The following is a 12803-nucleotide window of genomic DNA, read 5'->3' as shown; positions in this document are numbered from 1 at the left end:
TATCGATCGGGCAGATGAAAGCTGTCTCAGCTTGCCTGAATGTGCCGGTCGACCATCCGTTGTACCATCGGTGCGAAATGGGCGAAATCCGGGGTCTCCATATCAGCGCGTTTTCCCGCTTCGTCCAGATAACGGACCTGAATGATCTCTTTCAGGTTCGGATTTGCCTCGAACTCGGCTATCTCCTTGGCACTCATCGGACCACCCTGCAGTTCCAGCGTATGGACCGAGGCTTCGGACAGGCGATTGAAATACTCCGGCTTGGTGGCGCAGAGATACCGCTTGGCTGCCACGTGGTACCGGCAGCAATCGGTGATGACCGACGGAAAGAACTGCTCCAACACCTCGGCACCTGCATCTTCATGATGCCGGTCCTCGGTGTCGTCCGGATGGTAAGTGCCGAATTCCGACGTAAAATGGCCAATGTCGTGCAACAGCGCACCGACGATGATTTCTTCAGACTGTCCGTTCTGTTCCGCAATCGTGGCACCTTGCAGCATGTGCTGGGCCATGGTGACGGGTTCCCCCAGATATTCCTCACCCCCCCGACGATCGAAGATGTCACCGATAAAGGCCACGATATTGTCCCGGTTTAAGGTCGAGAAATCGGGTTTCATTCCGCCGCCTCTGGTTGTGTCATCTGCATGGCGGCCAGTGTCGAAAGCAGCCCATCCTTGTCAGCATAGCATCCCTGCAACCAGCGAGACCCGGCCCCGGAATAGCCCAGCCGTGCATGCATTACGCGAGTGTTGTCGACGATGAAACTTTCGCCCGGTTCCAGCTTGAAAGACACGCCCATAGCGGGATCGTCAATTATCTCGCCCAGCTGGCGATAGGCTGCATAGTAGGCTTCCATCTTGTCAAAGGGTACATCCACGAACGGCGCAGACGAGCGGTTGTTGAAGCGAATGCCGATCAACTCGCCATCGGGGGAAAGCTCGATCATCGGGCGACGTGACCGCAAACAGACCCCGTCCGAACCTTTATACTCGAACCGTGCCGGATAGCCTGCAAGCAAGGCGAAGCCCTCGGGGTTCAGATCGCGCAGACGCTCAGCCGCGCGGAAACCATCGACAACGATGGAATCGCCGCCTTCGGCCGAATTCTCAAGGCAGTAGAGGATTTGCAGTGTCGGCACCGGGTCGCGATAAGGGTTGTCGGTATGGGCCTGCAACCCCAACCCAGTATAGGCGAGGTTGGTCGGGTTCACCTCGGTCCGAACCTCGAAATAGGGGCCGTAATTTGTCTGGCGCACGTAGCCGAACAGATCGGCCACTTTCAGCAGCGATTCCGGCTCGGTTGGGCCACCTGTCAGCTTGGCAAAGCCGTACTCCGCGACGGCAGCCAGCCAGCTGCGCTTGGCCTCAGGGTCGGTGTGCACCCTTTCCCAGTCACCGCTGGGGGCGCTGATACCACGCTCCCATGTGGTGACGCCGGATGCGGTGCGGCCAACTTCTTGCGCCTGTTCGCGGTCATAAACGTGATCGGCTAGCCAATCGGCAGGGAACATCACGGATTTGTTTTCGGGCTGGAACGTAACGCTCAGATCGCCATTTCGGATCTCGGCAGCGCTGATCGAGATATCGGAGGGGATATCGCCGATTGTGATCAGGCGCTGCCCGTTGCCGGGGGCGCGGGTCTCGGGGTCCAGCGCATTGTCGCGCAGCCAAATGGCGTGGAAGCGGGCCTGGGTACTATCGGAAAACGCGATAGTGACCACAGATGGGTCGAAAGTGGCTGAGCGCAGCATGGGGTCTCTCCTATTCGGCGCGGACTTTGCTTGAGGAGATACGCGCTCCGTGGCATTACTACAATTAAACCTTATTGCCACTGAGGGCTGGAAATACTTATGGCTAAGAAGCAGATCGGTTTACCTCCTTTGGACTGGCTGCGCGTGTTCGAAGCCGCCGGGCGATTGGGCGGTTTTTCTGCTGCCGCGCGCGAATTTGGTTTGACGCAGGCGGCGGTCAGTCAACGGATAGGCAATCTTGAGGCGTGGCTGGGCCGGTCATTGTTTGTGCGCGAAGCCCGCGGTGTTTCGCTGACCATCGAAGGCGAAAGCTATCTGCCATTGGTGCAGGACAGTCTGCAAGCACTGGAACGCAATACCGAGGATCTGTTCGGCAAAACTCCGCGCGAGCTTCGGGTCGCGGGACTTTCGTCGCATATCCACGCGCTGGTTCTGCCAGCCTTGCCCACGTTCCTTGAGGCGCAGCCAAATGTGCGTGTAATGACAGATTCGATGGCCCGCCGCGCCTCGCTGGAGGAAGAACGTACCTGGCTGCAGATCCGCTATGGCAGAGGTGTCTGGCCTGGACGAAAGGCAAAGCTTATTGCGCCCGAAGTGCTGGCACCGATGGCCGCATCCGGCATCAACTGGGGTGCGCCGCTGATTGATTTGCGCGGAGAACGCCCCGGCTGGAAGGACTGGGCGCAGGTTGCGGGGGTTGATGAATTACCGGCTGGCCGGATCAGTTTCGACTCGGTGGGTCATGCGATCACGGCGGCGCGTCAGGGCATGGGGATCGCCTTGGGTTCAATCCCTCTGGCATCGGGCAGCATCAAGACTGGTCAGTTATACAGACTGGATATGCCTGAGCTTAGGACAAAGGATGGCTATTGGCTGACTTGGCCCGAGGATCGGGCAAGATCGAAGCGGCAAAGGGCGTTGATAGACGACTTTCTGCAAGCGCTGCGGGGCGGGGCCTGATCAGAAATCGATGGCGATGCCCTTTTTTTCCCAATCACCATAGCGTGCCGGATCGGGACCGTCGCGCCCACCCAGTTCCTTGGGCTGCGCCTTGGCTTCCGCTTCGGCCTTTTTGCGACGTTCCTCAGCCTCGGCCAATGCGCGCTGAGCGGCGGGGGGCAGGTCTTTGCGCTCGTCACTCATGACATCGGGTTCCTTTCTGTTCAGGGCCTTGATATACGCCCTCGTCCGCCTAAGGCAATGCGGCAAAGGTCACGAGAGGCACTCAGCATCATGTCAAACTCTGCAACCGCCGCGCGGCGCAGTGCAATCTATCTGCTGGATCAGATATTGGGCGAGGGGCGGCTGTTACCTGAATGTCTGGCGGCCGGCGCATTGGATCGTCTGGTACCCGAGGATCGCGCGCGCGCGCAGCGTCTGACGATTGAAACCCTACGCGGGCTTGAGCGTGCCGACCGGCTGTTGGCCGATCACTTGCGGCAGACACCGGCGCTAACGGTGCATAACGCGCTGCGGCTTGGAACGGTCGAGTTGTGTCAGGGCGAGGCCGCGCATGGCGTGGTCAATTCGATGGTCGAGATCGTGGGACGCTCGCGCAAGCATGGGCGGCTCAAGGGGTTGGTGAATGCAGTCTTGCGCAAGATTGCCGCCGATGGACCGGATGCTTGGCCCAAGATGCGCGTGCCCCGTCTGCCCGACTGGCTGCGCGATCCTCTGATCATGGCGTGGGGCGATGACGCAGTAAAGGGTATGGAACAGGCCCATTTCAATGGTTCACCGCTGGACGTGACGCTGAAACCGGGCGCCGAGGCGCCGGGCGGAGAAGCCCTGCCCACCGGCTCAGTCCGTTTGCAGGATGCGGGGCAGGTGTCGGCTTTGCCGGGCTACAAGCGTGGAAACTGGTGGGTTCAGGATGCGGCAGCGGCGCTGCCTGTGCGCGTGCTGGCCCCGAAAGCCGGGGAAAAGGTGTTGGACCTTTGCGCCGCGCCCGGTGGCAAGACGTTGCAATTGGCTGTGGTAGCGGCAGAGGTCACGGCGCTGGATATCTCCGAAACACGGTTGGAGCGGGTGCGCGAGAACCTGAAACGGACAGGTTTGAAGGCCAAGGTGATCGCTGGTGATGCGCTGGACCATCAGGGCCAGTATGATGCCATCCTGCTCGACGCGCCGTGTTCGGCCACGGGCACGATTCGCCGCCATCCTGATTTACCCTTCGCCAAGGATGGCTCGGAATTCGGGGGATTGATCGAACTACAGGCCCGGATGCTGGCCCATGCCTGGACCCTGCTCAAACCCGGAGGCCGATTGGTATATTGCACCTGTTCCTTGTTGCCGGACGAAGGAGAGGTGCAGATCGAAGAGGCGCTGGATCAATACCCGGATATGCAGATTGACCGTGCGGCGCTTGAGATTGCGGGCGTTGAACCAGACTGGATTACAGAAGAAGGTGGCTTGCGTTTGCGCCCGGATTTCTGGGCGGACAAGGGTGGCATGGACGGGTTCTATATCGCCTGTCTGAACAAATCCGCTTGAGGCGACGCTTTTCGATGACTTGACGCGCGGACCGGTCTATCGTGTGTTCAAGCGCCCGCAGAGCGCAAGGGGCAGAGTCGCAAGCGTCATGTCAGAATCGGACACAATGGCCAATCGCTGGATGCGGTTTCAGAACCGCCTTTACGCGCGCCTGAGCCAAAGGCGGAAGGCGGTTTCGGGATTCGTCAGCCAGCCTGAGCCGCGCACCGTCGGTTCGTTTGCACGCGGGCGACAACTGGTGGCCGGGAATCTCCTTTTCGCTGGATATCTGGTCGAGGCGGATGACACCGATCTCTGGGATGTTGCTGCGCCCAGTCCGGATTTTGATGATGAACGCCACGGTTTCATCTGGCTGGATGATCTGGCAGCCGTCGGCGATATGCGCGCCCGTGAAAAGGCGCAGCGATGGGTCTGGGGCTGGATCACCGCACATGGGCGCGGGAAGGGACCCGGCTGGGCGCCGGACCTGACCGGGCGTCGGGTGATGCGCTGGATCAACCACGCGCAATTTCTGCTACGCGGCGCTGATGAGGCGCAAAGCAGAGCTTTCTTCCGCTCCTTGGCACAACAAACATGGTTTCTTTCCAAACGCTGGACAGCAGCAACACCAGGATTGCCGAGATTCGAAGCGCTCGCAGGGCTGGTTCAGGCTGGATTGGCCCTGGAGGGGTTGGAGCAACTGGCTGATCCCGCATTGCGCGCACTGGCCCGGGAATGCGACCGCCAGATCGATGCCGAGGGCGGCATTCTCACCCGCAACCCTGAGGAATTGCTGGAGGTCTTCACACTGCTGGCCTGGACTTCTGCTGCACTTGGTGAAGTTGGCCGGGGCACGCCTGCCTCTCAGACCGGGGCGATCAAGCGCATTGCACCTACTCTGCGAAATCTGCGTCATGCAGATGGATCTCTGGCCAGATTTCACGGGGGCGGGCGTGGGCTTGAAGGGCGGCTGGATCAGGCACTGGCACAAAGCGGTGTCAAGCCGCAGCAGCATTCGGACCTGTCAATGGGTTATGCACGATTGGCCGCCTCGAGAACCACGGTTCTGGTGGATGCCAGTGCGCCTCCCAAAGGTGCTGCGTCGTTCAACGCCCACGCATCCTCGCTTGCGTTTGAGCTGACCTCGGGGCGCCGTCCTCTGATCGTGAACTGTGGATCAGGCGGCAGTTTTGGGCAGGAATGGCGCAGGGCAGGGCGCGCGACCCCGTCGCATTCGACCCTATGCGTCGAAGGGTATTCCAGCGCCCGGCTTGCAGAAGGCGCAAATGGGTCGTCGCAAGAGGCATTGGTGGATGGCCCGCAGGATGTGCCCGTAGATTTCGAGGATGCCTTCGAAGGCACCCGCTTCATGGTGGGTCATGACGGCTATGCCAAAGTGTTTGGCCTGACCCATGCCCGCACGCTTGAGCTGCGTTTTGATGGGCGTGAACTGGTTGGTGAAGATATTCTGTTGACTGCAACAGATAAGGCTAAACGTCAGTTTGACCGGGCGATGGACGGATCGGGCCTTAAGGGTGTCGCGTTTGATATCCGTTTTCACCTGCATCCAGATGTTGATGCGGCGCTGGATCTGGGCGGAGCAGCGGTGTCGATGGCGCTCAAAAGTGGTGAGATCTGGGTTTTCCGCCATGATGGTGTTGGAAAGTTGTCAGTTGAACCAAGTGTTTACCTGGAAAAAGGCCGATTAAAGCCGCGCGCGACAAAACAGATCGTTCTATCCGGGCGCGCAATGGAGTATGCGACGCGCATCCGGTGGACGCTCAGCAAGGCTCAGGACACAGCCTATGCCGTGCGGGATACGCACCGGGACGAGCCCGTTTTCGACTGACGCCAAAAGGACCTTTGGACCCATGACCGACCTTCACCCCGTGCGCCGCGCGTTGCTTTCCGTTTCCGACAAAACCGGGCTGATCGAGCTGGGAACGGCGTTGGCCGAACGCGGGGTTGAACTGCTTTCGACCGGCGGTACCGCGAAGGCGCTACGCGATGCGGGGTTGGAGGTGAAAGATGTCAGCGAGATCACCGGCTTCCCTGAGATGATGGATGGCCGGGTCAAAACGCTGCACCCGATGGTCCATGGCGGGCTGCTGGCTCTGCGCGATAATGACACCCATGTCGCCGCGATGAACGAACATGGTATCGGCGCAATCGATCTGCTTGTGGTAAATCTCTACCCATTTGAAGCGACCGTGGCCAAGGGCGCTGCCTATGATGAGTGTATCGAGAACATCGATATCGGCGGCCCAGCCATGATCCGTGCCGCATCGAAGAACCATGCTTTTGTAAACGTGGTTGTGGATGTCGAAGACTACTCGTCGCTGCTGGATCAGCTGGAAGAGAATTACGGTAAGACTTCTCTGGGCTTCCGTCAGTGGTTGGCGCAAAAGGCCTATGCCCGCACTGCCGCTTATGACACAGCCGTGTCCAACTGGATGGCCGATGCGCTGGAGCTTGAGGCGCCCAAACGCCGCGCCTTTGCCGGTGAGCTGAAACAGACCTTACGATATGGCGAGAATAGCCACCAGTCGGCAGCGTTCTATGTAGATGGCTCGGGTCGTCCGGGCGTGGCGACGGCGGTACAGCATCAGGGCAAGGAACTGAGCTATAACAACATCAACGATACCGATGCCGCCTTTGAGCTGGTCGCTGAGTTCGACCCGGCCGAAGGGGCAGCTTGTGCGATTATCAAGCATGCCAATCCGTGTGGTGTAGCGAAAGGTGCGACGTTGCTTGAGGCCTATAAAGCCGCGTTCGACTGCGACAGAACGTCGGCATTCGGCGGTATCGTGGCGTTGAATCAACCGCTGGACGCGGAAACCGCGCAGGAGATCACGGGGATTTTCACCGAGGTTGTGATCGCTCCGGGGGCGTCAGACGAGGCCAAGGCGATCTTCGCCGCCAAGAAGAACCTGCGCCTGCTGACGACCGAAGCTCTACCGGATGTGACCGCCGGTGGTAAAACTGTGCGACAGGTGGCAGGTGGCCTGCTGGTGCAGGACAAGGATAACGGCTTTGTTGGTATGGATGACTTGAAGGTGGTCACCAAAAAAGCACCATCTGAGGAACAGATGCGCGACCTGCTGTTCGCGTGGAAAGTGGCGAAACATGTCAAATCCAACGCCATCGTCTATGTCAAAGACGGCGCGACCGTGGGTGTCGGCGCGGGGCAGATGAGCCGCGTTGACTCGGCACTGATCGCGGCAAAGAAAGCAGCGCGTATGGCTGATGCGCTGGGCTTGCCCCAGCCGCTGACCATCGGTTCGGCCGTAGCTTCTGATGCATTCTTCCCCTTCCCCGATGGGCTTATGGAGGCCGCCGAGGCAGGCGCGACATGCGTTATTCAGCCCGGCGGTTCGATGCGTGATGATGAAGTGATCGCGGCGGCGGATGAGGCCGGTCTGGCAATGGTCTTCACCGGCATGCGGCATTTCCGTCACTGATGCGCGGTTCGTTCATCCTATGGGCCGGATTGGCGGCGTTTTTGATCGACCAGATGAGTAAGTATCTGGTCGTGCACGTAATGCGCGTAGCGCAGGGCGATATCGACGTGCTGCCACCGCTTCTGGTTTTCAGATACGGCGAGAATCGCGGCATCAATTTTGGCCTATTTCAGGGCGACGGTGACGCCGCCCGCTGGGTGCTGATCGGGGTTTCCGTGGCGATCTGCCTGGGCGTCCTGATCTGGCTGGGCCGCATCGCTCCTACGAAGCTTCAACAATTCTGCGGCGGTCTTCTGATCGGCGGGGCGCTGGGAAATGTCGTGGACCGGGTGCTTTATGGCTATGTTCTGGACTTTTTGAACATGTCCTGCTGCGGGATCAGCAACCCTTTTGTGTTCAATCTGGCGGATGTGTTCATATTTGCGGGAGCTTTGGGATTGGTCCTGTTCGATGGCAAAAAGCCCTCGTGACCTGCCGGACGATATGCGATAAAAGCGCCTGAAACTGGCTGGAGACACTGATGCGTATGCCACGCGCCATTCTTGTTCTGACACTCGCCGTTGTCGTTGCGGGCTGTTCCGATATTGGTTTGCGCAATCTTGATCCGCCCGGAGCGGGGCCGGATGAATTTTCGGTATTGCCCGTCAAGCCGCTGACCCAGCCCAAGGACTACGCCTTTCTTCCAGCGCCGACTCCCGGCGGTGCAAACCTGACCGATCCTAACCCCAAAGCGGATGCCGTTGTGGCGCTGGGTGGTAGTGAGGCAGCGCTGAACCCGAATACCGCAATACCGGCCAGCGATGCGGCGCTTGTGACGGCCTCAAGCAGATATGGCGTTCCTGCCAATACGCGTCAGGTAACGGCCGAAGAGGATGCGGCTTTCCGCAAAAATCGCGGTCGCTGGACCCGCCTGCGCCTGTTCCCGGTTGATCGGTACTCGCAGGTCTATGAACGTCAGTCAATCGATGCGAACGCGACCAATGAAGCGGCGCGTCGTCGTGGGATCGAAACGCCGTCGGCCCCGCCGCTGGAATGAATTCTTCTTAACTTTCCGTCATTGGCCTTGAACCCCGGCGGCACCACCGTAGTTTGAATATCAGAAATGAAACGGAGGATGCCCCATGGTTCGGGCCCTGGCACTGTCGGCTGCCCTGATCGCCGCCACCCCCTTGTTCGCGAAAGAGGGGCAAGAGGCTGTCACCACATTTACGCTTGAAAACGGCATGGACGTCGTGGTGGTCGAGGATCATCGCGCGCCTGTTGTTCAGCATATGGTCTGGTACCGGGCCGGATCCGCCGATGAACCGATCGGATCCTCTGGCGTTGCACATTTCCTGGAACATCTGCTGTTCAAAGCCACCGACACAATGGAAGCGGGCGAGTTGTCAGCCACTGTCGCGGCCAATGGCGGCAATGACAACGCTTTCACTTCTTACGACTACACCGCCTATTTTCAGCGCGTCGCCGCTGACCGGCTGGAACTGATGATGCGGATGGAGGCAGATCGTATGCGCAACATCCGCCTGACCGAGAATGATATCATCACCGAACGCGACGTGGTTCTGGAAGAGCGTAATCAGCGGACCGAAAACAATCCACGCGCTCTGTTCGGAGAACAGATGAATGCAGCGCAATATTTGAACCACCGTTACGGAGCGCCGATTATCGGCTGGCGCCACGAGATGGAGGCGTTGGATATGGACGACGCCCTGTCCTTCTACCAGACCCATTATGCACCCAATAACGCCATATTGGTCGTCACCGGAGATGTTGACCCCGACGAAGTCAGGGCGTTGGCCGATCAGTACTACGGTGTTATTCCAGCCAACCCTGATTTGCCCGAGCGGATACGCTCGCAAGAACCACCCCAGACTGCCGAACGTCGCCTGACCTTCAAGGATGCGCGTGTCGCACAACCCTACGTGCAGCGCAGCTATCTGGCCCCTGAACGGGACGCCGGTGAGCAGGAGAAGGCCGCTGCCCTGTTTCTTTTGGCGGAATTGCTGGGAGGAAGCACAACCTCATATCTGAATGAAAAGCTGCAATTTGAGCAGCAGAAGGTGGTCTATACCGGTGCGTTCTACAAGGGGGTCTCATTGGATGACACGACCTTTGATCTGATCGTTGTGCCGGCTGAGGGCGTTTCGCTTCAGGATGCGGAGGATGCCATGGATCAGGCCGTTGCGGATTTCATCGCGGAAGGTGTCAAGGATGAAGACCTGGAGCGCATTAAGATGCAGCTCCGCGCCGCGCAGACCTATGCGCGCGATAACGTGGACGGTATTGGAAACCGCTATGGTCGTGCGTTGACCAGCGGGTTGACGGTCGAGGATGTGCAGGCCTGGCCCGACATCCTGCAGGCTGTGACGGGTGACGAGATCATCGCGGCTGCCCGTGAAGTGCTGCAACCTGAAACCTCGGTCACTGGCTGGCTGATGCGTGACGATGAGGTGACACAATGAAACGGTTTGCCGCAACGCTGATTGCGCTGATCATTGCCCTTCCCGCCTGGGCCGAGATTAAGATCAAAGAGGTAACCTCGCCTGGTGGTATTACCGCTTGGCTGGTCCAAGATCATTCGATCCCCTTCACTGCGCTGGAACTGCGGTTTCGTGGAGGAACGTCGCTGGATGATCCCGATAAACGCGGCGCGGTTTATCTGATGAGCGGCCTGATTGAGGAAGGCGCCGGCGACATGGATGCCCGCACCTATGCACGCGAACTTGAATCTCTGGCTGCATCCTTCAGCTACAGGGCAACAGATGATACGGTCTCCATTTCGGCGCGGTTCCTGACTGAGAACCGGGATGAAGTGATTGATTTGCTGCAGACCACAATTCATGAACCGCGTTTCGATGAGGATGCGATCGATCGGGTGCGCGCTCAGGTGATTTCGGGTCTGAAGTCCGACCAGACTGATCCAAGCGATATTGCCGGACGTAGCTTTGCTGAAATGGCATATGGGGATCATCCTTATGCGTCGGACGGTAAAGGTACGATTGAAAGCGTTTCAAGCCTGACCCGCGACGACATCGTCGCTGCCTACGACAATGTCTTTGCCAAGGACAGACTGTATGTCGGGGCTGTTGGCGACATCACGGCAGAAGAGTTGGGCGTACTGTTGGACGAATTGCTGTTGGATCTGCCAGCAACCGGGAAACCCATTCCAGACAAGGCGAAGGTCACCATTGATGGCGGTGTCAGCGTAGTGGACTTCAACACTCCGCAATCCGTCGCCCTGTTCGGGCAAAGTGGCATTGATCGCGACGATCCCGATTTCTTTGCGGCCTATATCCTGAATCACATTCTGGGCGGCGGCGGATTCGAAAGTCGCCTTATGCAGGAAGTACGTGAGAAACGTGGCCTGACCTATGGCGTGGCGACCTATCTGGTGCCCAAGGATCTGGCGTCGGTGTATCTGGGCTCGGTCTCATCTGCCAATGACCGCATCGCCGAAGCGGTCGAAGTGATCCGACAGGAATGGGCGCGCGCGGCTGCGGAAGGTGTGACGCAGAAAGAATTGGATGACGCCAAGACCTATTTGACCGGGGCCTATCCGCTGCGTTTTGACGGCAATGGCCAGATTGCCGGAATCATGGTCGGGATGCAGATGGAAGATCTGCCTATCGACTACATTGCGACTCGCAACGACAAGGTGAATGCAGTGACCTTGGAGGATGTGAACCGGGTGGCGTCTGAACTGCTGAACCCCGAGGGTCTGCATTTCACCATCGTCGGCAAACCGGAAGGGGTGGACGGCTGACGTCGTCCATCTACCCGCTGCCGAACAGGATTATTCGTTGTTATTGAATAATTTTTCTTGGAATTGACCGCAGTGGGTGATGCGAACCACTGGCGGAAACAACGAGTTTGTGAACTCTTCCAGGGCGCAGCGCCAGACAGAAGATCGGCAATTCTCCGCCTTAAGTAATCGTTAACTCGCCTTGGCCATACTTTGGCCAGAAATGTCGAGAATTCTATGTTAGTCGGGAACGGAGATGGGGTTCAGAAGATCAACATCTCCTGAGACGAGGCTTGGGACGGATAGCGGCACCATGATAGTTGCGATAATGGGATTGGGAATACTTGCAGGGTTGTTAACCTTTGCTGCCGCTTTGATTGTCGGTCAATCTCTGCTCAGCGCTTTCGCACTTTACGTGGTGGCCGGTACGCTGACATCGCTTTTGGTAGCAGCGGGTATCTATTTCAGAAGCTCTTGAATTTGGTAGGTTGGAAATAAAGCCCAGCGACTGAAAAGTTTGCCACCAATCGGATTCCTGTGTTCTAACCTAAGCTTGGCCCTTTTTCGCTGCGCGCAGCATCTGACCCATCATCTGGCCAAACTTGCCCGAGCCGCGCTGATACAAAGCCCCGTCAACGGCCATGACTGTTCCGCTGATATAGCTCGCCATATCAGAGCTAAGGAATAGGCAGGCATTTGCCACATCCTGAGGTTGACCCCAGCGACCCAGCGGGACGTCCCGACGCAGCTCTTCATGGGCGTTTTCGGTAGGGGCCAGCCGTTTTGCGCCTTCGGTTCCTTCGATAAAACCCGGAACGACCGAATTCACGCGAATCCCTTCGACGCCCCATTCCATTGAAAGGGTTCGGGTGATTTGATCAACGCCCGCCTTGGCGGCGCAAACATGGGCCTGCCCTTCGTAAGGCAGATAGGATTGCGGGGCCGAAATGTTGATAATGCTGGCACCGGGACGTTTGAGATAGGGGTAGGCCCCTTTCATGACGTGGATCGTGCCCATCAGATCGATATCTATGACCGCCTTGAATGCATTGACCGACATTTCAGATGCCAGCGCTGGGAAGTTGCCGGCAGCACCAGAAATCAGGACATCGAAATCTCCAAAAGCGTCGTGGAATTGCCTAAGGCCTTCGGCTACGGCCTCTGGATTGCGAACGTCGAACGCCGCGCCGATCGCGTCGGATGCGCCTGCTGCTTTCAACGCGGCCACGGTATCATCGACCTTTGCCTGCGACCGGCTGGCGACAGCCAGATTAGCACCCGAGGCCGCAAAGGCCTCGGCAATGCCGCGATTGATACCGCTGGTGCCACCAATGACGATGACGGTCTTACTTGAAAAATCCATTTAGGCCTCCGGTGG

13 protein-coding genes are annotated in these 12803 nt (G+C 58.5%); 9 read left to right on the top strand and 4 right to left on the bottom strand.

All coding sequences use genetic code 11. The annotated features are described in order from the left end of the window. Positions 1-26: 26 nt before the first annotated feature. Both tmpB and tmpA read right to left on the bottom strand, forming a co-directional pair. The gene (gene tmpB, locus ACR0L9_RS11530; RefSeq protein ID WP_480868514.1) at positions 27-617 is read right to left on the bottom strand and encodes a (R)-1-hydroxy-2-trimethylaminoethylphosphonate oxygenase; all 591 of its coding nucleotides are present in this window, start codon (positions 615-617) and stop codon (positions 27-29) included. After that, positions 614-1750 (bottom strand): 2-trimethylaminoethylphosphonate dioxygenase, encoded by a 1137-nt coding sequence (gene tmpA / locus ACR0L9_RS11525; protein WP_480895702.1) that lies wholly within the window; start codon positions 1748-1750, stop codon positions 614-616. The genes tmpB and tmpA overlap by 4 nt, the downstream gene beginning before the upstream one ends. A gap of 99 nt (positions 1751-1849) precedes the next feature. Here tmpA and ACR0L9_RS11520 point away from each other — a divergent pair, with 99 nt between their 5' ends. Then, positions 1850-2710 carry a LysR family transcriptional regulator gene (locus tag ACR0L9_RS11520; protein ID WP_170513952.1) on the top strand — a complete coding sequence of 287 codons (861 nt, stop codon included), beginning with the start codon at positions 1850-1852 and terminating at the stop codon, positions 2708-2710. On the opposite strand, the gene ACR0L9_RS11515 is transcribed toward ACR0L9_RS11520, so the two are convergent. After that, positions 2711-2893, bottom strand: a complete 183-nt coding sequence (locus ACR0L9_RS11515; protein WP_170394659.1) for a DUF1674 domain-containing protein — start codon at positions 2891-2893, stop codon at positions 2711-2713. Positions 2894-2983: 90 nt separating this feature from the next. On the opposite strand from ACR0L9_RS11515, the gene ACR0L9_RS11510 reads away from it, so the two are divergent. From ACR0L9_RS11510 to ACR0L9_RS11475, 8 genes are all read left to right on the top strand, one after another. After that, positions 2984-4243 (top strand): RsmB/NOP family class I SAM-dependent RNA methyltransferase, encoded by a 1260-nt coding sequence (locus ACR0L9_RS11510; RefSeq protein WP_480895701.1) that lies wholly within the window; start codon positions 2984-2986, stop codon positions 4241-4243. Positions 4244-4331: 88 nt separating this feature from the next. Then, a complete protein-coding gene (locus tag ACR0L9_RS11505; protein WP_480895700.1) occupies positions 4332-6071 on the top strand; it encodes a heparinase II/III family protein in 1740 nt (579 codons plus the stop codon). A 22-nt stretch (positions 6072-6093) separates the two neighbouring features. Further along, positions 6094-7683: a bifunctional phosphoribosylaminoimidazolecarboxamide formyltransferase/IMP cyclohydrolase gene (gene purH / locus ACR0L9_RS11500; RefSeq protein WP_170819212.1), complete on the top strand. Its 1590-nt coding sequence runs from the start codon at positions 6094-6096 to the stop codon at positions 7681-7683. Then, positions 7683-8153, top strand: a complete 471-nt coding sequence (gene lspA, locus ACR0L9_RS11495) for a signal peptidase II (RefSeq protein WP_170819213.1) — start codon at positions 7683-7685, stop codon at positions 8151-8153. Before purH ends, lspA begins: the two co-directional genes overlap by 1 nt. Before the next feature lie 50 nt (positions 8154-8203). Continuing rightward, positions 8204-8719 carry a DUF3035 domain-containing protein gene (locus ACR0L9_RS11490; protein WP_170466572.1) on the top strand — a complete coding sequence of 172 codons (516 nt, stop codon included), beginning with the start codon at positions 8204-8206 and terminating at the stop codon, positions 8717-8719. Positions 8720-8804: 85 nt separating this feature from the next. Next, positions 8805-10145, top strand: coding sequence for a M16 family metallopeptidase (locus tag ACR0L9_RS11485; RefSeq protein ID WP_170394641.1), 1341 nt, complete (start codon positions 8805-8807; stop codon positions 10143-10145). Continuing rightward, positions 10142-11446, top strand: coding sequence for a M16 family metallopeptidase (locus ACR0L9_RS11480; RefSeq protein WP_170515008.1), 1305 nt, complete (start codon positions 10142-10144; stop codon positions 11444-11446). Before ACR0L9_RS11485 ends, ACR0L9_RS11480 begins: the two co-directional genes overlap by 4 nt. A 292-nt stretch (positions 11447-11738) precedes the next feature. Next, on the top strand, positions 11739-11903 hold the full coding sequence (locus ACR0L9_RS11475) for a hypothetical protein (RefSeq protein WP_170394635.1): 165 nt from the start codon (positions 11739-11741) through the stop codon (positions 11901-11903). 69 nt (positions 11904-11972) lie between these two features. On the opposite strand, the gene ACR0L9_RS11470 is transcribed toward ACR0L9_RS11475, so the two are convergent. Further along, positions 11973-12788 (bottom strand): SDR family oxidoreductase, encoded by an 816-nt coding sequence (locus tag ACR0L9_RS11470; RefSeq protein WP_170626783.1) that lies wholly within the window; start codon positions 12786-12788, stop codon positions 11973-11975. Between the last annotated feature and the right edge of the window lie 15 nt (positions 12789-12803).

The sequence above is a fragment of the Ruegeria sp. I3 genome (assembly GCF_056532525.1).
The sequence above is the reverse complement of the archived record's forward strand: the minus strand, read 5'-3'. Positions and strand labels throughout refer to the sequence as shown.